This is a genomic window from Dyella sp. Tek66A03, from assembly GCF_052567735.1.
Map to the genome: position 1 here is coordinate 744,380 of NZ_CP199584.1, position 21,395 is coordinate 765,774.

The following is a 21,395-nucleotide window of genomic DNA, read 5'->3' on the forward strand; positions in this document are numbered from 1 at the left end:
TGATCTGACTTATGCGTTACCTCGCCATCCTGTTGTTGGCGCCTTGGCTGCTCATCCTTGGCTGGGCTTATTGGGCCTATCCCAAGAGTCTGCCGCGTACGCGAGCACGCCGCAGTTTTGACGTGGCCGCTTTGCTGTTGGCCGCTTTCGCAGCGGTGCAGTGCGACATGGTGGCGTTTGATACGGCCAGTGTGCCTGCCGTTGGCGAATACGGCCCTTCAAGCGGTGCGATCTGGCAGCAGGTGCTTCCGGCCCTGTATGGCTATGGCGCCTGTGTGCTGGTGCTGGTCTTGGCCATGATCATCCGCCATCTCGTATGGCGCCCCCACGCGCGCTCATAGAAACGACGAGGATCCCCATGGACGACGCAACGCTGCAACGCTATCTGCTACGCCTGTTCGAGCGGCATGACGTCGAGCTGGAACCCGACGAAGAGTGGCTGATGACGGATGGGGATTTTCCGGCTATCCGGGCCATTTGGCATGAGGGCGTAGCCGGCGAGCCCGGGCGTCTGGACGTCGATATCGTGATCGGCGAAAACCGCCATATCGAAGAGAGCTTCGCCGGCGAAGGTGTCGGTGAGGCGGCTTGCCGCAATGCGTTGGAGGCCTTCGAGCGCAGCGTATTCCATGTGCTGCTGGCGGCCTGCTGGTACGTTACCGACGATCGTCGAATGCAGCTGGAGAGCTGGGATATCGGCGTACGCACCTGGGACGTGTTCATCGGTCCCCCGGTCTCCAGTCGCGATGGCGTCGAGGCGCCGGCTGAGCTCGTGCCGGCCCTGCGCAGTGCCTTGCAGAACGAATCACTCAGCCCGGAGCTGCACTGGGTGCGGCTGTTCTACCGCCGCTCCGACGACGGCCAGGTCAGTACGGAAGTGCAGCTCGACAACGAGGTATGGCCTGCAGGTGATCGCCTGCTGACCTCCTTGGCATGGCCGGAGGGCACGGGCTACCGTGCGCGCAGCTTCGTTGCGTTGGATATTCGCGATTACTGAACCAGGGCCACGCCCACTTTCGGTAGGAACGCACCCTGTGCGCGATCACGGCGTCACCGCTGCGTAGGCTTTTCACTCGGTCCATCCTTGGCCCTCGCCCTTCGGGCAGCTGTCGCTGTGCAAACCGGCAGTCCTGCCGGTTTGTCGCGCACAGGGTTGTAGTGGCCGGCTTTTTTTGGACCAAGAGATAGGAGCGTTAAGCCGCCAGTGCCTCAAACTCGGCGGGCGGCCGGTAATCGAGCGTGGAGTGTAGACGTTCGTGATTGTAGTAGCGTGCGACGTAGTCGATCACGGCATGACGCGCCTGTTCGCGCGTTGGGTAGGTTCCGTCGATCCATTCCTGTTTTAGGCTGCGGAAGACGCGCTCGACCACCGCGTTGTCCCAACAATTACCTGTACGACTCATGCTTTGCACGGCACCGTGTTGCTGCAAATGAGTGACATAAAGGTCCGCGGTGTACTGGCACCCTTGATCGGAGTGCACGATGAGCCCGGGTCCGGGCTGGCGGATGGCGAACGCCAGTTCGCTGGCCGCAAGAGCCAGCCGCGCATCAGCCACCTGCGCGGTCGCCCAACCGATGATGCGCCGGGAAAACAGGTCGACCACGATGGCCAGGTAAAGCCAGCCCTGACGGGTCGGGATGTAGGTGATGTCACTGGCCCAGGACTGGTTAGGGCGGCCCGGATCGAACTGGCGCGCGAGAAGGTTTTCCGCGGGCGCCGGCTTGGTGTTGCGACGGTAGTGCTGAAAACGCTTCGTCTTGGCCGTGATGTTCATCAGACGCATGATCGTGGCGGCCCGTTCTCGCCCGGTCGGGATGCCGGCCCGACGCAGCCCGTGCGCCAGGGTGCGGGCGCCGCAGCTGCGGTTGCTTTTGGCGTGGAGGTGGCGAACCTTCCGGGCGATGACTTCATCCACGACCGGCGCCGGACGCGGTGCGGCGTAATAGCTACTGCGCGACCAACCCAGCAGCCGATGGATGCGCCGGATGGATACCTCCCCTCTCACCTTGTCGAGCGCCTGCGCCGTTGAAAGAGCACGGCGAGGTGAGAGGGCAACGATTTTTTTAGGGTATCGCGCTCTTGTGCCAGGGCCTCGCGCGCTTCTTCCGAAGCCTTCAGCTGCTCCTGCAGCTCCCGAATGAGGCGCTGCTGATCGGCGACGCCGCTGGGAATTTGCGCTTGATGTGCGCGCCACGCTTGGACCCAACGACGCAGCGCCGTCGGCCCAACCCCTGTCAGTTGCGCCGCCTGCGGCGGGGAATAGCCCGCCTCAACGACCAACCGAATGGCCTCTGCCTTCACCGCAGCGGCAATCTTTCTATGACCCATGGTTCACCTCGTAGGAGATTTTGCTCCTATCCGGTGGTCCAGAAATACCCGGCCACTTCAGGTGCGCTCCTACAGAAGGCGCCCGGCCGGCGCCGTACGGTGCATCGCGTACGCTATCGTCATGGCGCGTGGAATACGGGCGCCTCACTCCCATCGATTGAGATGCGGGCCGAAGCGTTCGCGCTGCTGGCGAACCACACAAAAGCGATGGCCGCTGGGTGCCTGCATCACCCACCAGCGATCGCGCACATGGGCCACGCGGGTGGCGCCCAGTTTTTCGAGTCGCTCGACTTCGGCCTCAAGGTTATCGGTCTCGATATCCAGATGGACGCGGCTGTCATGTTCAACGCGTTGCAACAGGATGATCTGCTCATCGTCTGCCGTCGCCAGTTCGGCATAGCGTCCGTCGCCGTCCTGGTCGAGCGTCACGATGGACTTACCCAACGCGTGACTCCAGAACGTGGCCGCTCCGCTCAGGTCATCGGTTTGGCAGTCGATGACGATGGTGCATAGCCTGCTGTGGTGCATGGGGTGGCTCCCGTGGCTGCGATAACGCGATTCGTATAGCGGTTCGGTAGTCGAGATCCCGTCAAACGGCATGATTGCTTTTGTTCGGTTACGAGTGATCGTGGCGATGTCGCACGCGATATGTTTTTTGTCGCTGCGTTGCGACGCTGTGACTCAATGGCCCAAACAAGCCTGCGTGCTAGATTCCTGATGCTCAAGGGCAGACGGTGTCCACGCAAGGAGCAGGCATGGGCGATAGCTTTGATGATTTGCAGACCAGTTACGGTCGCTGCTTGCGCAATGGTCAATTCATTGCGCGTTTCTACGAGATCTTCGTAGCTAGCCATCCCGACATCCCGGGCATGTTCAAGAACACCGACTTCAGCATGCAGTTTCTTGCCCTGCGCCGCGGTATCAGCGCGGCGATTACTTATGCCGGTGGCAGTACGCTTTCCCGACGCATGATGACCGAGATGGCGCAGGTGCACAGCAAGCGCGGTCGCGCGCCCGTGCCGCCTACGCTCTATCCCTATTGGATGGACAGCCTCCTGCGTGCCATTGCGGAACAAGATCCGGAGTATGACTTCGCGCTGGAGCAACGCTGGCGAGCGGCGTTGGGTCGCACGACCCAATATTTTATCGACCAGTACTGAGCTTGCACAAAAAAGCCCCGGCATGACCGGGGCTTTTCTTGACGCTGGTGATGCTTAGTTCGGCAGGGCCAGGTCGTCCATCATGGCCTTGAGGAAGCGGGCGGCTTCACCACCCGTCACGGCGCGGTGATCGAAGGTCACCGACAGCGGCATGCGGCGATGCACTTCGATGCCACCGATCACGGCCACTACGTCGTGGCTCAGCTTGCCGGCACCAATGATGGCGACCGTCGGCGGCACCACCACCGGTGTGGCGTAGCGACCGGCGAACATGCCGAAGTTCGACAGGCTGATGGTGTAGCCGGACAGTTCCGAGGCCGGAATGCTGCGGTCTTCCACCTGCGAACGCAGGCGCTTGATCGCGGCACGCACGCCGGCACCGTCCAGCACGTCCGCATTGCGCAATGCCGGCACGAACAGGCCATCATCGGTGTCCACGGCGATGCCGATGTCCACATGCGGATGCAGGGTGCGGGTGAGGTTCTTGCCGTCGAACCAGGCGTTCATGGCGGGCACCGTCTTGCAGGCAACCACGATCGAGCGGATCAGGCGGGCGGTGATGTCCTGCTTGCCGATCCAGGCATGCAGGTCGGCATCGTCGACCAGGGAGGTCGGCACCACGTTGGCGTGGGCCTCGGCCATCACCCGCGCCATATTGCGGCGGACACCCTTCAGCTGCTCGGGCTGGCCGCTGGCGTGCACGCTTGGCGGTGCCGTGCGCACCGGCTTGCCGGCCAGCGAGGTGGCCGTACGGGCCGGCTCAGGCTGCGGCAGTTCCGGCGCCAGGTGGCGACCGGCGGAAGCTGGTACGGCGCGCGCCGGCGCGGCCCCAAGCGCGGCCGTGCCATTGGCGGCGGCGTTCTTCACATCCTGCAGGGTGACCACGCCATCGGCACCGGTGGGGTGCACGCGGGTCAGGTCGACCTTGAGCTTCTTGGCCAGTGCACGCACGGCCGGTACGGCCTTGACGCCGCCGACGCTGCTCGCCTGTTCGACGTGCACGTGGCTGCCGCTGATCATGGCGCCAACCACGGTGCCTTCGTCTTCGCGCTCAGGCTTGCCGTTGTCGTCGATTTCGCCACCCTCGTCGGAGGCGACGACCTTGTGCGCATCGGCGGTGGCGCTACCCACGCCCTTCTTCGGGCCGTGGTGGTGGCCGGTGGATTCGGCCTCGGCGCGCTGCTTGGCATTCGGGTCGGGCTCGAACTCGGCCAGGGCCGAGCCGGTCTCGATGATGTCGCCGGCCGCACCGTGCAGCTTGGTGACCTTGCCGGTGTACGGCGACGGCACGTCGACCACGGCCTTGGCCGTTTCCATCGAGCACAGCGGTGCGTCGAGCTTGATGTAGTCGCCTTCCTTCACGTGCCACTCGACGATGGTTGCGTCGGGCAGGCCCTCGCCGAGGTCGGGCAGGTAGAACGTCTTGATGTCAGCCATGGCGTGTCTGGTCTCTCGATGGGAGCGTGGACCTCAGGCCCACACGTCGTTATCTGCGGTAAGGGTGCTGTCGGTGTCGCCGGTATTGACGATGCCGCGCGGCTCGATGAGCAGGGCGTGGCATTCGCCCTCGGCACGCGTGATGTGCTCGACGCCGCGTGGAATCACGTATAGCTCGCCTTCGCGTACGGTCACGTTGCGGTCGCGGAAACCGATCTCCATCTGTCCGTGTAGCACGATGAAGGTTTCGTCGGTATCGGCATGGGCATGCCAGACGAATTCGCCCTGGAACTTTACCAGCTTGAACTGGTAGTCGTTCATTTCAGCGATGACGCGAGGCGACCAGTGTGCGCTGAACGTCGCCAGCTTGTCGGCTAGGTTGATGGCGGATGCCTGCATGGCGGGCTCAGCTGGCGGCCAGCGTGCGTTTGGCGGCGGCCACGACGCGCTCGGTGCTCGGCATGTACTTCATTTCCAGGCGGAACAGCGGAATGTGCGTGTCGAAGCCGGTCACGCGCTCGACCGGCGCGAGCAGGTCGTACATGCATTCCTCGGCCAGGCGCGCGGCGATTTCGGCACCAAAACCGGCAGTCTTGGGCGCCTCGTGCACGATCACGCAGCGGCCGGTCTTCTGCACCGACTCGGCGATGGTGTCGAAGTCGAGCGGGGTCAGCGTGGCCACGTCGATCACTTCGGCACTGATGCCATCGGCGGCAAGTTCATCGGCGGCTTCCAGCGCTTCCTTCACCTGGGCGCCCCAGGTCACGATGGTGACGTCGGTACCGTCGCGCAGCACGAAGCAGACGTCGAGCGGCAGCGCCTCGCCGTCATCCGGCACCTCTTCTTTGTACTGGCGATAGATGCGCTTGGGCTCGAAGAACATCACCGGATCCGGATCGCGGATGGCGGCGAGCAGCAGGCCATAGGCACGTGCCGGTGACGACGGCATCACCACGCGCAGGCCCGGGATATTGGTGAACAGGTGCTCGTTCGCCTCGGAATGATGTTCCGGCGCGCGGATACCACCGCCCCACGGTGCACGCCACACGGCCGGCACGGTGATACGGCCGCGCGTGCGGTTGCGCAGGCGGGCGGCGTGGCAGGCGATCTGCTCCATCATCGGATAGATGAAGCCTTCGAACTGCGCTTCGGCGACCGGCTTCATGCCCTGGGCGGCGAGGCCGACGGTGACGCCGGCAATGGTGGTTTCGTCCAGCGGCGTGTCGAGCACGCGCAGCTCGCCGAATTTTTCCTGCAGGCCCTGGGTGGCGCGGAACACGCCGCCGTTGACGCCCACGTCCTCACCGAGCACGACGACGCTGTCGTCATGGGCCATTTCATAGGCCAGCGCCTGGGTGACGGCTTCGATAAGAGTGATTTGTGCCATGACTCAGTGACCCTTGGTTTCGAGTGAGAGGACGTAATCGCGCTGCTTGGCGAGATCGGCAGGAACTTCGGCGAAGGTGTAGTCGAACATCGCCGTGACCGGCTGCGTCTTCGTCTCGAGGTAGGCATTGACCTCGTTGTCCATCCACTCGTCGCACTCGGCCTTCCAGGCCTCTTCCTTGGCGTCGTCCCACACGCTCTTGGCCACCAGCCAGTTGCGCAGGCGCTTCATCGGCTCCTTGGCCCAGGCGTCCTTCACTTCGTCCTCGCCACGGTAACGGCGGGCGTCATCGGCGGTGGTGTGGTCGGACAGGCGATAGGTCACCAGCTCGACCACCGAGCCACCCTGGCCGGCGCGCGCGCGTTCGATCGCGTCGCCCATGGCCTTGCGCACGGCGATGATGTCGTTGCCGTCGACCTGGATGCAGTACAGGCCTGCAGCGATGCCCTTCTGCGCCAAGGTCGGTGCACCCGACTGGATCTTGCGCGGCACCGAGATGGCCCACTGGTTGTTGACGATCGCGGCGACCAGCGGCAGGTTCTGCGCGCCGGCGATGTTGATGGCGCCGTAGAAGTCGCCCTTGGACGAGCCGCCATCACCGATGGTGCACACGGCCACGCGTGGCTCGTTGCGGATCTTAAACGCGAGGGCCGAGCCGGCGGCGTGCAAGCATTGCGTGGCGATCGGCACCGACCAGGGGAAGTCGTGGCGGGCCGGTTCGTTCTGGTAGTCGTTGCCGCGCTCGTCGCCGCCCCAGTACATGTACACCTCGCGCGGCTGCACGCCGCGGTACAGCTGGGCGCCGTATTCGCGGTAGCTGGGGGCGAACACGTCTTCCGGACGCATGGCGCTGCCGATGCCGACGTGGGCCGCTTCGTGGCCTAGGCAGCTGGCATAGGTGCCGAGCTTGCCGGTACGCTGCAAGGCGACCGACTTGGCGTCGAACACACGGGTCGACAGCATCAGCTTGTACAGCTCGACCATGTGGTCGAGGTCTTTGGCAAATTCAGGCAGATCGTCACGGACCTGTTTGCCTTCGGCATCGAGATACTGCAGGTATTCGATTTCAAACTTGGCGGCGATGGACACGACTCGCTCCCGGAGTGAGTAATGGTAGGGATATGGGTGCAGGGGAGGCCGCGACCCATCCAGTGGGGTCTGGCGCACGCGTAACGTCCTGACAAGACCGCATTTGATAACAGGGGCGTATGTTGCGCTGCAAGGTACAGCGCAGCATTCGCGGCGGTACGGAGGGGGCCTCAACAGCAGTTAACATGCGTCTTTTGCCGCTTACTGGAAGGCCATGACCGAGAACCAGCGCGACCTTGAGGCCGGTATCGAACTCGACCTGAACGGGCGACTGACCTATGGCGGTTATCTGCGACTGGATACCCTGCTGTCGGCACAGCGCCCGTTGAGTAACCCGCCGCACCATGACGAAATGCTGTTCATCGTCCAGCACCAGGTGGCCGAGCTGTGGATGAAGCTGCTGATCCATGAGCTGAAGGCCGCGCTGGCGCATCTGCGCGCCGACGACATGGATACCTGCCTGAAGATCCTGGCGCGGGTGAAGCAGGTGCAGCGCCAGCTGTTCGAGCAGTGGGCGGTGCTGGAGACGCTGACGCCGTCGGAGTACCTGGAATTCCGTGGCGTGCTGGGTGCCTCGTCGGGGTTCCAGTCGCTGCAGTACCGGCAGATCGAATTCCTGCTCGGCAACAAGAACGCGCAGATGCTGCAGGTGTTCGCCTATGACCCGGCGGCGCAGGCCGAGCTGCGCGGCGTGCTCGAGGCGCCGAGTCTGTATGACGAATTCCTGCGCTATCTCAAGCGCCGGGGGCACGATGTGCCAGCCGCCTTGCTCGAGCGGGACTGGACGCAGCCCTATCAGCGGCACGACGCGTTGTTGCCGGTGTTGAAGCGCATTTACGAGAACCGCTCCGAGTTCTGGCCGGAATACCACATGTGCGAACAGTTGGTGGACGTGGAGGAGAGTTTCCAGCTTTGGCGTTTCCGCCATATGAAAACGGTAGAGCGAATCATCGGGCACCGGCGCGGCACGGGCGGCTCGTCTGGGGTGGCTTTCCTGAAGAAGGCCCTTGAGCTGGAATTCTTTCCCGAGTTGCTGGATGTACGCACCGAGCTCGGCAGCTGATCCGAGCGGCCGCACCACGACTTTGACGGGCTGGCGAACGCGTAGCGCATTCGCCAGCCCGTGACCATACCGGTCGGCACGCGTCGTGCCGACCTAAACCCAACGGGGCAACGCATGAGCGACACCACCACGAGCGCAGCTTCATCGGTGCCGGACTATCCGCAAATGCTCGGTCATCCACGGCCGTTGTGGATGCTGTTCATGACCGAGTTCTGGGAGCGCTTTGCGTTCTACAGCGTCAGCTGGGCGCTGGCCTTGTACATCGTGGCCCATTTCTTCAACGGCGATCCCGCCGGCGAAGCCTGGGCCAGCAAGATCTACGGCGCGTATACGGCGCTGATCTATGCCACCAGCATCTTTGGCGGCTATGTAGCGGACAAGATCATCGGCTACCAGCGCTCGATCCTGCTCGGCGCCCTGGTGATGGCGGCGGGCCTGTTCGTGGTGATGCTGCCGAGCAAGGAACTGTTCCTGTTCGGATTGTCGATGGTGATCGTCGGCAACGGCCTGTTCAAGCCGAATATCTCCACCATGGTCGGCCAGCTTTACGGTCCCAAGGACGATCGGCGCGATCGCGGCTTCACCCTGTTCTACATGGGCATCAATGGCGGCGCCTTGCTGGCACCGCTGCTGACGGGCTGGCTGGCCAGCTATTTCACCGACACGCCGATGCAGCAGAATTACCGCCTGGTGTTCGGCGCGGCTGGCGTCGGCATGGTCTTGAGCCTGTTCTGGTTCTGGTTCGGCCGGCGTGGTCTGGGTGGGGTGGGGCGGCCGGCGCCGGAAGCGGCCAGCCGCATGCGCGTGGTGTGGGTGCTGCTGGGCATCGTGGCGGCGGTGCCCCTGATCTATCTGCTGCTGGCCTTTGTCGGCGCGAACGGCCTGCAATGGCTGCTGGGCCTGCTATTCGTCGGCGTGGCGGCGATGCTGATCGTCGAGGCGATGCGCCAAGATCGGATACAGCTGCATCGGGTGCTGGCGATGCTGATCATTTTCGCCTTCAACATCCTGTTCTGGATGTTCTATTTCCAGCTGGGCACGTCCTTCAACTTCCTCGCGGCGAACATGGTCGACCGGCGCATGTTCGGCGGCTGGGAATTCCCGGTGGGCTGGTTCCAGTCGGTGAGCCCGCTGGCGATCATCGTGCTGGCGCCGCTGGTGACCCAGGTCTGGTCGTTCCTGGCACGGCGCCATAAGGAGCCGTCGATTCCGCGCAAGTTTGGCCTGGGCCTGGTGTTCAACGGCCTGGGCTTCACCGCGCTGATGTATGCCTTGTCGCGCTTGGTCGACAGTCATGGACTGATTCCGTTGTGGCCGCTGACGCTGTGTTACGTGCTGCAAACCGTGGGCGAGCTGTGCCTGTCGCCGATCGGCTTGTCGATGGTGACCAAGCTGGCGCCGCCTCGCCTCACCGGCGTGGCCATGGGCGGCTGGTTTCTGTCGCTGGCGGTGGGCGGCAATCTGTCTGGCTTATTGGCTGGCCGCATCAGCGGCGAAAGCGGCATGACCGCCGCCTCTGCGTTGAGCGGCTTCACCTTCAGCTTCTGGCTGCTGGCCGGTGCCGGCGTGTTCCTGTTGTTGATCTCGCCCCTGATCAACCGACTGATGCACGGCGTGCGCTAAGCAGACGGGTCGGGGCTGGGTTGACGCTGCCCTCGCCATAGTCCGGGCGGCGCTGCCGCCCGGAAATCAAGGCTTTGCATGGAACGCTGACCGGATCGTAAAATGTTGCGGTGCATTTGACGGGGTCGGCAATGGCCGGTTACACCTCTCCGTCAGCAACGATCCGGTCCGCACCCGATGTGCCGACCCGTACCCATAGGGGAAGGCATGAGCGAGACCATTACGACTGCCGCGCCAGCGGCGCCTGATTACCCGCAGATGCTCGGCCACCCACGGCCGCTGTGGATGCTTTTCATGACCGAATTCTGGGAACGCTTTGCGTTCTACGGCATTCGCTGGGCGCTGACGTTGTACATCGTGGCGGAGTTCTTCCACGGCGATGCCGCGGGCCAGGCCTTTGCCAGCCGCACTTACGGTGCCTATCTGGCCCTGGTCTACGCCACCGCCGTGTTCGGCGGCTATGTGGCCGACAAGATCATCGGTTACCAGCGCTCCATCCTGGTTGGTGCCACGGTGATGGCGGTGGGCCTGTTCATGATCATGTTGCCCAACGAGCAGCTCTTCCTGCTCGGGTTGGCCACGATCATCGTGGGCAACGGCCTGTTCAAGCCGAATATCTCGTCCATGGTCGGTCAGCTCTATGCGCAGGGCGACTCGCGCCGGGACCGTGGCTTCACCCTGTTCTACATGGGCATCAACGGCGGCGCGCTGATCGCACCGCTGATCACCGGCTGGCTGGCCAGCACCCTCACCGACACGCCTATGCAGCAAAACTACAAGGTCGTGTTCGGCGCCTCAGGCGTGGGCATGTTGATCAGCCTGGCGTGGTTCTGGATCGGCCGCCGCCAGCTCAAAGGCGTGGGCCGGCCGACTGCCGACCAGGCCAACCGCCTACGCGTGGTCTACGTGGTGCTGGGCATGCTGGTGGCCATCCCGGTGTTCTACCTGCTGATGGCCAGGGCCGGCGCGGTGGTGTTGCAGTGGCTGCTGACGGCTCTGTTCATCGGCGTGGGCGCGATGCTGGTCGTCGAGGCGGTGCGCAACGGCAAGGTACAGATCCATCGCGTGATCGCCATGCTGATCATCTTCGCCTTCAACGTGCTGTTCTGGATGTTCTTCGAACAGGCGGGCAGTTCGTTCAACTTCCTGGCGCAGAACATCGTCGACCGCCAGATGTTCGGTGGCTGGGAATTCCCGGTGGGCTGGTTCCAGTCGGTGAACCCGGTGGCCATCGTGATCCTGGCACCGCTGGTGTCGCTGGCCTGGGGCTGGCTGGACCAGCATCGTATCGAGCCGTCGATTCCGCGCAAGTTCGGCTTGGGCCTGCTGGGCAACGCGCTGGGCTTCCTGGTACTGATGTACGCGCTATCGAGTGCGGTGGGCAGCAACGGGCAGATTCCGTTCTGGCCGCTGGCGCTTTGCTACGTACTGCAGACCGCCGGCGAGCTGTGCCTGTCGCCGATTGGCCTGTCGATGGTGACCAAACTGGCGCCGGTGCGCCTGGTCGGCCTGGCGATGGGTGGCTGGTTCCTTTCCACCGCCATCGGCAACAACCTATCGGGCCTGTTCGCCGGCCATATCAGCGGCGCGAGCGGCATGACCGTGGCCTCGGCCCTGGGTGGTTTCACCTTCAGCTTCTATCTGCTGGCCGGCGCGGGCGTGCTGTTGTTCCTGATCGCTCCCCTGATCAACCGCCTGATGCATGGCGTGAAGTAAGCGACAGGAGAGGAGGGGGTGCATCCCCCTCGTTGCTCATACCGAGTACTTACTGCGGCTCGACCGGCTGGAGCTTGTCGAGGATGCGCATGAGCCAGTCACGCTCTTCGGCATCCAGTTTGGCCAGCAGCTCGCGCTCCCTGGCCCGGGCCATCGGCGCCACCTCATCGTGGACCTGCCAGCCGGCCTCGCTGAGACCGAGTACGGAACGGCGCTTGTCGCCGTCGTGGGTGCCGCGGTTGACCCGACCCGATTCCACCAGGCGCGCCAGGGCGCGACTTACGGCGACCTTGTCCATCAAGGTGCGTTCCGCCACTTCGCGCGCGGACAGGCCGTCGAAGCGCGCCAACACGGCCATCACGCGCCATTCCGTCATGCTCAGGTCAAAACGGCGCTGATACTCGTCGGCAATGCCCTGGCTGACGGCGTTGGACAGGATCGAGAGCCGGTACGGCAGGAAGTGCTCGAGTTCAAGTGGCGCATGGTCGGGACGGGATTCAACAGGCACTGCTGCAACGCTCCTTGCAAATGGTTTCATATGTAACTATAACGCTCATCTTATACGGATGGTCGCACGCTTAGGCGTAGGGCCATTGAGTCTTAGGTCAATCAGGAGATCCCCATGAGCGCGCAGCCCAATCTTGGCATGCAGGTCACCACCTTCGAAAACCCCATGGGCATCAACGGATTCGAGTTCGTCGAATTCGCCGCTCCTGCCGACCGCGCCCATGAACTGCATACGCTGTTCAAGAACATGGGTTTCACCGCCGTACTCAAGCACAAGTCGCGGCCGATCACGGTCTACCGCCAGGGCGGCGTGAATGTCTTAGTCAACGAAGATCCCGATTCGTTCGCGGCTGATTTCGCCAAGGCGCATGGTCCCTGCGCGGCCGGTTTCGCCATTCGCTTCCAGAAGCCCGCTGCCGAGGTCCTGAACACCGTGATCGGCAACGGTGGTGAGGCAATCATCGAGAAAGCCCAGACCAAGGCCGTGAATGCGCCGGTCGTGAAGGGTATTGGCGACTGCATGCTCTATCTGGTCGATCGTTACGGCGACAAGGGCAGCATCTATGACGGCGACTACGAGCCGATCCCTGGCGTGGACCAGCATCCGACCGGCTTTGGCCTCACTTTTATCGATCACCTGACGCACAACCTCTACTTCGGCAATATGCAGAAGTGGTCGGACTACTACGAGCGCCTGTTCAACTTCCGCGAGATCCGCTACTTCGACATCAAGGGTGCCAAGACCGGCCTGGTGTCCAAGGCGATGACCGCGCCGGACGGCATCGTGCGCATTCCGCTCAACGAATCGAGTGATCCGAAGTCGCAGATCAACGAATACCTCGATGCGTACCACGGCGAAGGCATCCAGCACATCGCCTGCTTCACCGACAATATCTACGACACGGTCGAAGCGATGCGCGCCAAGGGCGTGGCCTTCCTCGACACGCCGGATGCTTATTTCGAGGTGATCGACCAGCGTATTCCGGACCATGGCGAAGACGTGCCGCGCCTGGCCAGGAACAAGATCCTGATCGACGCCGACCCGGAGACCAAGCAGCGCAAGCTGCTGCAGATCTTCACGCAGAACAATATCGGCCCGATCTTCTTCGAGATCATCCAGCGCAAGGGCAACGAGGGCTTCGGCGAAGGCAACTTCCAGGCGCTGTTCGAGTCGATCGAACGCGACCAGATGAAGCGCGGCGTGCTGTAAGGCGCTTGCACGGTGGCCGCCACTGGCGGCCACCGTGGTACGAACGATCAGTGCGGAAAACTGCCGTTCCTTATCATGGTGGCAATCATTGCGCCAAAGAACATGAAGTAAACGGCGGAGATGACGATGCCGACGAGGATGAGCACGCCCAGGACCACGAAGTAGGTGCGCAGCTTGGCGAGCGATTCCTTCAAGGCGTCGGCATCGCCACTGAGCTGGGCGCGTTCGATGGCGTTGGCGGACTTCATGAGCAGCAAGCCCATCCAGATCGGCAGCCAGGCGATGACAATGCCGATAATGGAGAGGGCGATAAGGACCCCATGGACGATGGACACGATGCCGACGAACTTCATCCATCCCTTGCCCGAGGCGAGCGGCTGGCTGAGATCCTTGATCGAGGGGACGGCGGTGGCTTGGCCGAGTGACGAGAACGAGTCGGACATGTGGTTTCCTTTGGTGTCGTTGCAATGAATGAACAACAACGCCTCTTCCCTTGAGCGAGGCGGCCCAGCAGTCGTAGCCAAGAGTAATAGGATCGTGCGGTGTCGTGCATGCCACCGCCCTATCGGACAGATCGCGGAGCTTCCATGTCAGCCAGCAAGCAGCAGTACCAGTCCGGTTTCGCCAATGAATTCGCCACCGAGGCCCTGCCTGGTGTGCTGCCGGAAGGGCAGAATTCGCCGCAGCGGGTGGCCCACGGCCTTTATGCCGAACAGCTATCGGGCACGGCGTTTACCGCCCCCCGGCATAGCAATCGCCGCAGTTGGCTGTATCGCATTCGCCCCGCGGCGATGCACCACCCGTTCGAGGCGATGCCGCCAAGTCGCTTCAACAACCGCTTTGGCGAGGTGCCGGCTTCGCCCAACCAGTTGCGCTGGGACCCGTGGCCGCTGCCGAGCGAGCCAACCGATTTCATCGACGGTCTGGTCACCTTGGCCGGCAACGGTAGCGCGGCCGATCAGACGGGTGTGGGCATCCACATTTATGCCGCCAACCGATCGATGCAGGGTCGCTTCTTCTACGACGCCGATGGCGAGTTGCTGATCGTGCCGCAGCTGGGTCGCCTGCGCCTGGCCACCGAGCTGGGCATCATCGAACTGGAGCCGCTTGAAATCGCGGTGATTCCGCGCGGCGTGCGCTTCCGTGTCGAACTGCTGGACGAGGCCGCGCGAGGCTATGTCTGCGAGAACTTCGGCGCCTTGCTGCGCCTGCCGGATCTCGGTCCCCTGGGCAGCAATGGCCTGGCCAATCCGCGCGACTTCCTCACGCCGGTCGCCGCCTATGAGGATGTGGAAGGCCAGTTCGAACTGATCGCGAAATTTCAGGGCGAGCTGTGGCGCGCGGCCATCGATCATTCGCCGCTCGACGTGGTCGGCTGGCATGGCAACTACGCGCCGTACAAGTACGACCTGCGTCGCTTCAACACCATCGGTTCGATCAGCTACGACCATCCTGACCCGAGCATCTTCCTGGTGCTACATGCGCCCAGCGATACGCCTGGCGTCAGCAATATGGACTTCGCGATCTTCCCGCCGCGCTGGCTGGTGGCACAGCACACGTTCCGCCCGCCGTGGTTCCACCGCAATATCGCCAGCGAGTTCATGGGTCTGATCACGGGTGCTTATGACGCGAAGGCCGAGGGCTTCGTACCCGGCGGCGCCTCGCTGCACAATTGCATGAGCGGGCACGGACCGGATGCGGCGACGTTCGAAAAAGCCTCGGCCGCGGATTTGTCCAAGCCCGACGTGATCACCGGCACCATGGCTTTCATGTTCGAGACGCGTCGCGTGATTCACCCGACCCAACAGGCACTGGAAGCACCGCAGCTGCAGGGCAATTACTACGAGTGCTGGCAGGGCATCCGCAAGCACTTCACTGGCGGCTAAGCGCCGGCAACAACAAACCCTTGGATGGCTTCGGTCATCCGGAACAAAGACGTGAACGGCTGCAGCTGAGCGCAGCATACGGAGCGAAGGCATGAAACTCGGTTCTCTGAAGGAAGGCGGCCGCGACGGCACGCTGGTGGTCGTCAGCCGCGACCTGAAGCAGGCGGTCAAGGCAATCGGCATCGCGCCGACCTTGCAGGCAGCGCTGGACGACTGGTCGAACGTTGCACCGCGGCTCAACGCATTGTCGGAGGATCTCAACGCCGACAACGCCACCGGCGCGTTCGCGCTCGATCCGGCAGCCTTGGCCTCGCCGCTGCCGCGCGCCTACGAATTCGTCGACGGCAGTGCCTATCTGCCCCACGTCGAGCGCGTGCGTCGCGCTCGTGGCGCCGAGGTGCCCGAGTCGTTCTATACCGATCCCCTGATGTATCAGGCCACCAGTGCCGGCTTTCTCGGACCGCGCGACCCGGTGGTCGTGCCGAGCGAGGACTACGGCATCGACCTGGAAGCCGAGGTCGTGGTGGTGACCGATGACGTGCCGATGGCACCCACGCCGGCGCAGGCCGCTGAACATATCCAGCTCATCGGCCTGATCAATGACGTATCGCTGCGTGGGCTGATTCCCGGCGAACTGGCCAAGGGCTTCGGCTTCCTGCAGTCCAAGCCGCGCTCGGCGCTGTCGCCTGTCTTGGTGACGCCGGACGAACTGGGCGATGCCTGGCAGGGCGACAAGCTGCACCTTCCCATGCGTACCTGGCTCAACGGGGCGTGGTTCGGTGAGGCGGAATGTGGCGTCGATATGCAATTCAGCTTTGCCGAACTGGTGGCGCATGCGGCCAAGACACGGCCGCTGACCGCCGGCACCATCGTCGGCTCCGGCACCATCGCCAACGAAGACACCAGCAAGGGCGCCTCGTGTCTGGCCGAGCAGCGTACGGTGGAGACGTTGCGCGACGGCAAGCCAAGCACGCCGTTCCTGAAGTTTGGCGACAGCCTGCGCATCGACGTCACGGACAAGGGGGGCGCGTCGATCTTCGGTGCCATCGAACAAGTTGTCGCACCGCTCAAGCGCTAACAGGTCACTGCCGCGGTCACCACGACGTGACCGCGGCACGACGGGTCACATTGTCGCAATGACTTGATCACCATCAGGCGTGTTATCCGTGGCGCTGGCGATACTTTCGCCCATGCGCACTCACACGACCGCCCCTGAATTCGACCCGGCACTGATTGCCCGGCACGACACCGCCGGCCCTCGATATACCAGCTACCCGACCGCGCCCCAGTTCCATGCGGGGTTCGACGAAGCGGCTTTGCGTGCGGCCATCCAGTCGTCGAACGATGCCGCTGTGCCGCGCCCGCTGTCGCTGTACGTGCACGTGCCATTCTGCTTCAGTCCGTGCTTCTATTGCGGCTGCACGCGCACCATCACGCGCGATCCCGCCCACGCAGATACCTATCTGCAACGGTTGCAGAAAGAGCTGGCGCTTATCGCGCCTCAGTTCGACCGCCACCGGCCGCTGCGTCAACTGCATTTTGGTGGTGGTACACCCAACTTCCTCGATATTTCGCGGATGCGCGCCCTGTTCGGTTCGATCGCACATCATTTCAACGTCAATCGCGATGCGCCTCGCGAGTACGGCATCGAGATCGATCCGCGCTATGCCGATGGCACCTACATCCGCGAGCTGGCCGCGCTGGGCTTCAACCGCGTTTCGGTGGGTATCCAGGACTTTGATCCTCGGGTGCAGGCGGCGGTCAACCGCGTCCAGAGCGTCGAACAGACACGCGAGATACTGGATGCGGCTCGTGACTCGGGCTTCGACTCGACAAGCGTCGACCTGATCTACGGCCTTCCGCGCCAGACTCTGGATGGCTTTGACCGCACCCTCGATGCAGTGATCGCGCTCTCGCCCGATCGCATGGCGGTCTACGGTTACGCGCACTTGCCGCATTTGTTCAAGGCGCAGCGGCAAATCGACGATGGCGACCTGCCTGACCCGTCCACCCGGCTCGCGCTGTTCGGTCGTGCCCTGGAAAAGCTGTGCGGCGCCGGTTACGTCTATGTCGGCATGGATCATTTTGCGCGCGCCGATGATGAGTTAGTGCGTGCCCAGCGCGAGGGGACGCTGCAAAGAAACTTCCAGGGCTATTCCACCCACGGCGACTGCGACATCATCGGCCTCGGTGTGAGTTCGATTGGTCGTATCGGTAACACCTATAGCCAGAACGCGCGTGACCTCGCAGGCTACTACGCCGCACTGGACTCCGGACGTTTGCCCGTAGCGCGCGGCTTGATGCTTAACGAAGACGACTTGATACGCCGTGCACTGATCGGCGAGCTGATGTGCCATGGCGAGCTCCATCTGCCTGCCTTCGGCGCGCTGCATCGGCTGAACTTCACCGATTACTTTGCCGCCGAGATGGAGCGTCTGCGCAAGCTCGCGGGCGACGACCTGGTCACCTTGGAGGCCGACACCATTCGCGTCACCTCGCGTGGCCGGTTGCTGCTGCGAAACATCGCGATGTGCTTCGACGCGTATCTGTCGGTGCCGTCGGAAGCGCCACGCTATTCACGGACCATCTGATGGAAGCTGTCGTTTCGGCTGGCAACTCTTGACGCGAAGTCCTGACCCAAATCAGGGCCGGTGAGGGCTTGTGCACACAGACTCGCGGAGTCACTACTGGAGTGTCCATGTCCCGTCCTCACTGCGAGTGCTTTCATGTCCTACCCTTCCTCGTTTGACCGCGAGCAGTTGCTCGCTTGTGCGCGTGGCGAGTTGTTTGGCCCCGGCAATGCCAGGCTGCCATCGCCACCCATGTTGATGTTCGACCGTATTACGCATGTCGATGACCACAGCGGAAAATTCGGCAAGGGTTCGCTCCATGCTGAACTGGATATCAGTCCGGGCCTATGGTTCTTCGCCTGCCACTTCGATAGCGATCCGGTGATGCCGGGCTGTCTTGGGCTGGATGCGCTGTGGCAGCTGAGCGGATATTTCCTGCCCTGGCTCGGTGTGCCGGGGCGCGGGCGGGCGCTGGGGGTGGGGCAGGTGAAATTCTCCGGCCAGGTACTGCCAAGCGCCAAGCTGGTGCGCTACGAGGTGGATATCCGCCGTGTGATGCGCAGCCGGATGTCCTTGGTGGTGGCTGATGGCCGCGTGTTTGTCGACGACCGCCAGATCTATGTAGCGACTGATATGCGCGTAGGCCTGTTCGATTCGACGGAGGGCTTCTGATGCGGCGCGTCGTGGTTACCGGGCTGGGCATCGTTTCCTGCCTTGGCAACGCGAGCGACACGGTGACGCGTGCATTGCGCGATCTGCGCAGTGGCATCCAAGCGGTACCCGAGTACGCCAGGCGTGGCTTGCGCAGCCACGTCGCCGGCGTGCCTGACATCGATCTCGACGGGTCGATCGACCGCAAGCTTCGGCGTTTCATGGGTGATGCTGCGGCTTATGCCTATATCGCCATGCGGGACGCCATCGCGGATGCGGGATTGGCGCTCGAGCAGATCCGGCATCCTCGTTGTGGCGTGATTGCCGGCTCGGGCGGGGGATCCGCGCGCTGGCAAATCGAGGCTGCCGATTTGCTGCAAGCGAAAGGCGTGCGCAAGATCGGCCCCTGCATGGTGCCGCGCACGATGTGCTCGACTGTATCCGCGTCGCTTGCCACGGCGTTCGGGATACTCGGGCTGAGCTATTCGATTTCCGCCGCCTGCGCCACGTCCGCACATTGCATCGGTGCGGCAGCGGACTTGATCCGTCACGGTGCGCAGGATGTGATGTTCGCCGGTGGTGGCGAAGAGCTGCATTGGGGAATGACGGCGCAGTTTGACGCCATGGGTGCGCTGTCCACCGGGCATAACGACGCACCGGAAACTGCCTCGCGACCCTATGACGCCGGTCGGGATGGCTTTGTCATCGGCGGCGGTGGCGGCATGCTGGTGCTGGAGGAATACGAGCATGCCAAGGCGCGCGCAGCGCCCATGCATGCCGAACTGGTGGGCTATGGCGTCACTTCCGATGGCGCGGATATGGTCGCCCCCTCCGGCGAAGGAGCGGCGCGTTGCATGCGCATGGCGCTGGCTTGCGCGAACGTACCGATCAGCTACCTCAATACGCACGGCACCGCGACGCCATTGGGCGATATCGTCGAGCTGATGGCGGTGCGTGACGCGTTTGGCAGCGCGATGCCGCCCCTGTCGTCGACCAAGGCGCTGAGTGGCCACGCGCTCGGCGCGGCCAGCGTGCACGAAGCGATCTACAGCCTGCTGATGCTCAATGGCGACTTCATGGCCGGCTCCGCGCATATCGCCGAATTGGATCCGCGAGCGAAGGGATATCCGATTCTGCGCGAAACGCGCGAAGCCAAGCTTCTCGCCGTCATGTCAAATAGTTTTGGCTTTGGTGGCACCAATGCGAGCCTCGTGTTTGCCAAGGTCTGAGGATGCGCCTCACCGGCCTGGCAGATCAGGAATGGACAGGGCGGTGCCGTCGCCGTCCACCAGCAGTCGTTGGTGGACGGCGCTCAATCTTTCCAGCAACTGCGCGCGGGCGGCGGAGGCGTAGGGATTTTCGCGTTGAATCGCGGCGAACAGATGACCCGCATCGCCACGCACCGCGGCCAACATGTGGGCCAGGCCAAGAAAGGATGGCGGCGCCATCGACAGATCCTCGCCAACGCCCATTTCCACAAGGGCCTTGGCGATAAAGAAGGTCAGTGCGTGGGTCTCGGCCATGGCGCGGTCGTGGGTGGCAGGATCCCGATCAACCACTTCGCAGCCGAGTGACTCGAACAATTGACGCGTGCGCTTGCCAGCGCCCGGGTGCTGCGCGCTGGTGCATAGCACGGTGCGCAACGGGCACTCACCGCGCGCCAGGCTTAACGGGCCGAACAACGGATGTGTGCCGGCGTGCGGAATCTGTGCGCCGAGCAAGTCGCCCATCAGTGCGCAGGGACGCAGCTTGACGCTGCCCACATCGATGACCGTTTGCTTCGCATGAAGCATGGGACGCAGGTCCAACAGTGCTTCTTGCATGCCTGGTACGGGCATGGCCAGCACCACCCAGGTCGCATCGGCGACGGCGGCAGCGGTGGATGAGGCGGCCAGCGCGCGCGGTACGCTGGCCTGCGGGTCGTAGACACGAACGCGATGTCCCGCCTGTTGCAGCAATTCGGCGAACGCCTGTCCAAAGCGGCCGTAGCCAAGCAGGGCGAAGTTCATGCGGGGTTCCTTGGGGCATGGCTGGGACATGGATGCTTGATGTCGCCGCCCTTGCTTGCCATGACTCAGGTCAAGCGAAGCGTCTTGCCAGGCTGCCGCGCGCTGGCTCGCTATCGTGCTTCGGGCCGGTGGCATGTTCTACTTGTAGGGCCCATCCAACGAGGTGTCCCATGTCCCAGGTAACTCTGAAGGGCCAGCCGGTCCAGGTCGACGGTCATTTTCCCGCCAAGGGGGATCATGCACCCGCATTCTCCTTGGTCGGCAAGGACCTGTCCGATGTCACGCTGGCCACGTTCGCCGGCAAGCGCAAGGTGCTGAACATCTTCCCGAGCGTGGACACGCCCACCTGCGCCACCTCGGTTCGCCGCTTCAACGAGAAGGCCAGCAAGCTGGAAAACGCCGTCGTGCTGTGCATATCCGCCGACCTGCCGTTCGCGCAGTCGCGCTTCTGCGGCGCGGAAGGCCTGGACAACGTGGTGACGCTGTCCACGCAGCGCGGTCGTGACTTCCTCAGGAACTACGGCGTGGCGATCGCCGGGGGGCCATTGGGCGGTTTGGCTGCGCGTGCCGTCGTGGTGCTCGATCAGCATGACAACGTGATCCACACCGAGCTGGTCGCCGAAATTGCGGATGAGCCGGACTATGACGCAGCCCTGGCTACGCTCGGTTGATGTCAGCCACGATGCGGTCGCATCGGTGAGCCGTGCTTGCCGAGTGCGGCCTTGTCGGTGATCTGATGCTGCCGGGACATCTCGGTC

The 21,395-nt window shown here is 63.4% G+C and carries 23 protein-coding genes; 13 read left to right on the forward strand and 10 right to left on the reverse strand.

The window, feature by feature from the left end:
- Nucleotides 1–11: 11 nt before the first annotated feature.
- Together ACT01B_RS03270 and ACT01B_RS03275 are read left to right on the forward strand one after the other, a co-directional pair.
- The gene (locus tag ACT01B_RS03270; protein WP_445145960.1) at nucleotides 12–341 is read left to right on the forward strand and encodes a hypothetical protein; all 330 of its coding nucleotides are present in this window, start codon (nucleotides 12–14) and stop codon (nucleotides 339–341) included.
- 17 nt (nucleotides 342–358) lie between these two features.
- A complete protein-coding gene (locus tag ACT01B_RS03275) occupies nucleotides 359–997 on the forward strand; it encodes a DUF6348 family protein (RefSeq protein WP_445145961.1) in 639 nt (212 codons plus the stop codon).
- 196 nt (nucleotides 998–1,193) lie between these two features.
- On the opposite strand, the gene ACT01B_RS03280 is transcribed toward ACT01B_RS03275, so the two are convergent.
- The 3 genes from ACT01B_RS03280 to ACT01B_RS03290 all read right to left on the reverse strand — a co-directional run bounded on the left by ACT01B_RS03280 (nucleotide 1,194) and on the right by ACT01B_RS03290 (nucleotide 2,857).
- Nucleotides 1,194–2,006, reverse strand: coding sequence for an IS3 family transposase (locus ACT01B_RS03280; RefSeq protein WP_445144727.1), 813 nt, complete (start codon nucleotides 2,004–2,006; stop codon nucleotides 1,194–1,196).
- On the reverse strand, nucleotides 2,003–2,329 hold the full coding sequence (locus ACT01B_RS03285) for a transposase (RefSeq protein ID WP_445144726.1): 327 nt from the start codon (nucleotides 2,327–2,329) through the stop codon (nucleotides 2,003–2,005). Before ACT01B_RS03285 ends, ACT01B_RS03280 begins: the two co-directional genes overlap by 4 nt.
- Before the next feature lie 144 nt (nucleotides 2,330–2,473).
- The gene (locus ACT01B_RS03290; protein ID WP_445145962.1) at nucleotides 2,474–2,857 is read right to left on the reverse strand and encodes a VOC family protein; all 384 of its coding nucleotides are present in this window, start codon (nucleotides 2,855–2,857) and stop codon (nucleotides 2,474–2,476) included.
- 227 nt (nucleotides 2,858–3,084) lie between these two features.
- Here ACT01B_RS03290 and ACT01B_RS03295 point away from each other — a divergent pair, with 227 nt between their 5' ends.
- Entirely contained in the window at nucleotides 3,085–3,489 is a 405-nt protein-coding gene (locus tag ACT01B_RS03295) for a globin (RefSeq protein WP_445145963.1), read from the forward strand.
- 54 nt (nucleotides 3,490–3,543) lie between these two features.
- On the opposite strand, the gene ACT01B_RS03300 is transcribed toward ACT01B_RS03295, so the two are convergent.
- Genes ACT01B_RS03300 through pdhA form a run of 4 tightly spaced genes read right to left on the reverse strand, consistent with a single transcriptional unit; the run spans nucleotide 3,544 to nucleotide 7,402 of the window.
- Nucleotides 3,544–4,926 carry a dihydrolipoamide acetyltransferase family protein gene (locus ACT01B_RS03300; RefSeq protein ID WP_445145964.1) on the reverse strand — a complete coding sequence of 461 codons (1,383 nt, stop codon included), beginning with the start codon at nucleotides 4,924–4,926 and terminating at the stop codon, nucleotides 3,544–3,546.
- 33 nt (nucleotides 4,927–4,959) lie between these two features.
- Entirely contained in the window at nucleotides 4,960–5,325 is a 366-nt protein-coding gene (locus ACT01B_RS03305; protein ID WP_445145965.1) for a cupin domain-containing protein, read from the reverse strand.
- A 7-nt stretch (nucleotides 5,326–5,332) separates the two neighbouring features.
- Nucleotides 5,333–6,313: an alpha-ketoacid dehydrogenase subunit beta gene (locus ACT01B_RS03310; protein ID WP_445145966.1), complete on the reverse strand. Its 981-nt coding sequence runs from the start codon at nucleotides 6,311–6,313 to the stop codon at nucleotides 5,333–5,335.
- Nucleotides 6,314–6,316: 3 nt separating this feature from the next.
- Complete coding sequence (gene pdhA, locus ACT01B_RS03315; RefSeq protein ID WP_445145967.1) at nucleotides 6,317–7,402, reverse strand: pyruvate dehydrogenase (acetyl-transferring) E1 component subunit alpha; 1,086 nt, start codon at nucleotides 7,400–7,402, stop codon at nucleotides 6,317–6,319.
- Nucleotides 7,403–7,616: 214 nt separating this feature from the next.
- On the opposite strand from pdhA, the gene ACT01B_RS03320 reads away from it, so the two are divergent.
- The 3 genes from ACT01B_RS03320 (at nucleotide 7,617) to ACT01B_RS03330 (ending at nucleotide 11,804) form a co-directional block, all read left to right on the forward strand.
- Nucleotides 7,617–8,465 carry a tryptophan 2,3-dioxygenase gene (locus tag ACT01B_RS03320; RefSeq protein ID WP_445145968.1) on the forward strand — a complete coding sequence of 283 codons (849 nt, stop codon included), beginning with the start codon at nucleotides 7,617–7,619 and terminating at the stop codon, nucleotides 8,463–8,465.
- 114 nt (nucleotides 8,466–8,579) lie between these two features.
- On the forward strand, nucleotides 8,580–10,088 hold the full coding sequence (locus tag ACT01B_RS03325) for a peptide MFS transporter (protein ID WP_445145969.1): 1,509 nt from the start codon (nucleotides 8,580–8,582) through the stop codon (nucleotides 10,086–10,088).
- Between the two features lie 207 nt (nucleotides 10,089–10,295).
- A complete protein-coding gene (locus ACT01B_RS03330; RefSeq protein WP_445145970.1) occupies nucleotides 10,296–11,804 on the forward strand; it encodes a peptide MFS transporter in 1,509 nt (502 codons plus the stop codon).
- A gap of 49 nt (nucleotides 11,805–11,853) precedes the next feature.
- Here the strand turns inward: ACT01B_RS03330 and ACT01B_RS03335 are convergent, their stop codons facing one another.
- Nucleotides 11,854–12,312 (reverse strand): MarR family winged helix-turn-helix transcriptional regulator, encoded by a 459-nt coding sequence (locus ACT01B_RS03335; protein ID WP_445145971.1) that lies wholly within the window; start codon nucleotides 12,310–12,312, stop codon nucleotides 11,854–11,856.
- Nucleotides 12,313–12,426: 114 nt separating this feature from the next.
- On the opposite strand from ACT01B_RS03335, the gene hppD reads away from it, so the two are divergent.
- Nucleotides 12,427–13,521, forward strand: a complete 1,095-nt coding sequence (gene hppD / locus ACT01B_RS03340; protein WP_445145972.1) for a 4-hydroxyphenylpyruvate dioxygenase — start codon at nucleotides 12,427–12,429, stop codon at nucleotides 13,519–13,521.
- A 47-nt stretch (nucleotides 13,522–13,568) separates the two neighbouring features.
- Here hppD and ACT01B_RS03345 read toward each other — a convergent pair whose 3' ends face one another.
- On the reverse strand, nucleotides 13,569–13,964 hold the full coding sequence (locus ACT01B_RS03345; protein WP_445145973.1) for a DUF5362 domain-containing protein: 396 nt from the start codon (nucleotides 13,962–13,964) through the stop codon (nucleotides 13,569–13,571).
- Nucleotides 13,965–14,108: 144 nt separating this feature from the next.
- Here ACT01B_RS03345 and hmgA point away from each other — a divergent pair, with 144 nt between their 5' ends.
- The 5 genes from hmgA to ACT01B_RS03370 all read left to right on the forward strand — a co-directional run bounded on the left by hmgA (nucleotide 14,109) and on the right by ACT01B_RS03370 (nucleotide 19,857).
- Entirely contained in the window at nucleotides 14,109–15,407 is a 1,299-nt protein-coding gene (gene hmgA / locus ACT01B_RS03350) for a homogentisate 1,2-dioxygenase (protein ID WP_445145974.1), read from the forward strand.
- A 91-nt stretch (nucleotides 15,408–15,498) separates the two neighbouring features.
- Complete coding sequence (locus ACT01B_RS03355) at nucleotides 15,499–16,485, forward strand: fumarylacetoacetate hydrolase family protein (protein WP_445145975.1); 987 nt, start codon at nucleotides 15,499–15,501, stop codon at nucleotides 16,483–16,485.
- Between the two features lie 112 nt (nucleotides 16,486–16,597).
- A complete protein-coding gene (hemN, locus tag ACT01B_RS03360) occupies nucleotides 16,598–17,998 on the forward strand; it encodes an oxygen-independent coproporphyrinogen III oxidase (RefSeq protein WP_445145976.1) in 1,401 nt (466 codons plus the stop codon).
- Between the two features lie 135 nt (nucleotides 17,999–18,133).
- A complete protein-coding gene (fabA, locus tag ACT01B_RS03365) occupies nucleotides 18,134–18,649 on the forward strand; it encodes a bifunctional 3-hydroxydecanoyl-ACP dehydratase/trans-2-decenoyl-ACP isomerase (protein ID WP_445145977.1) in 516 nt (171 codons plus the stop codon).
- Nucleotides 18,649–19,857: a beta-ketoacyl synthase N-terminal-like domain-containing protein gene (locus tag ACT01B_RS03370; RefSeq protein ID WP_445145978.1), complete on the forward strand. Its 1,209-nt coding sequence runs from the start codon at nucleotides 18,649–18,651 to the stop codon at nucleotides 19,855–19,857. Before fabA ends, ACT01B_RS03370 begins: the two co-directional genes overlap by 1 nt.
- Before the next feature lie 9 nt (nucleotides 19,858–19,866).
- Here the strand turns inward: ACT01B_RS03370 and ACT01B_RS03375 are convergent, their stop codons facing one another.
- A complete protein-coding gene (locus ACT01B_RS03375; RefSeq protein WP_445145979.1) occupies nucleotides 19,867–20,637 on the reverse strand; it encodes a prephenate dehydrogenase/arogenate dehydrogenase family protein in 771 nt (256 codons plus the stop codon).
- Between the two features lie 170 nt (nucleotides 20,638–20,807).
- Here ACT01B_RS03375 and tpx point away from each other — a divergent pair, with 170 nt between their 5' ends.
- Entirely contained in the window at nucleotides 20,808–21,308 is a 501-nt protein-coding gene (tpx, locus tag ACT01B_RS03380) for a thiol peroxidase (protein ID WP_445145980.1), read from the forward strand.
- Nucleotides 21,309–21,395 lie beyond the last annotated feature (87 nt).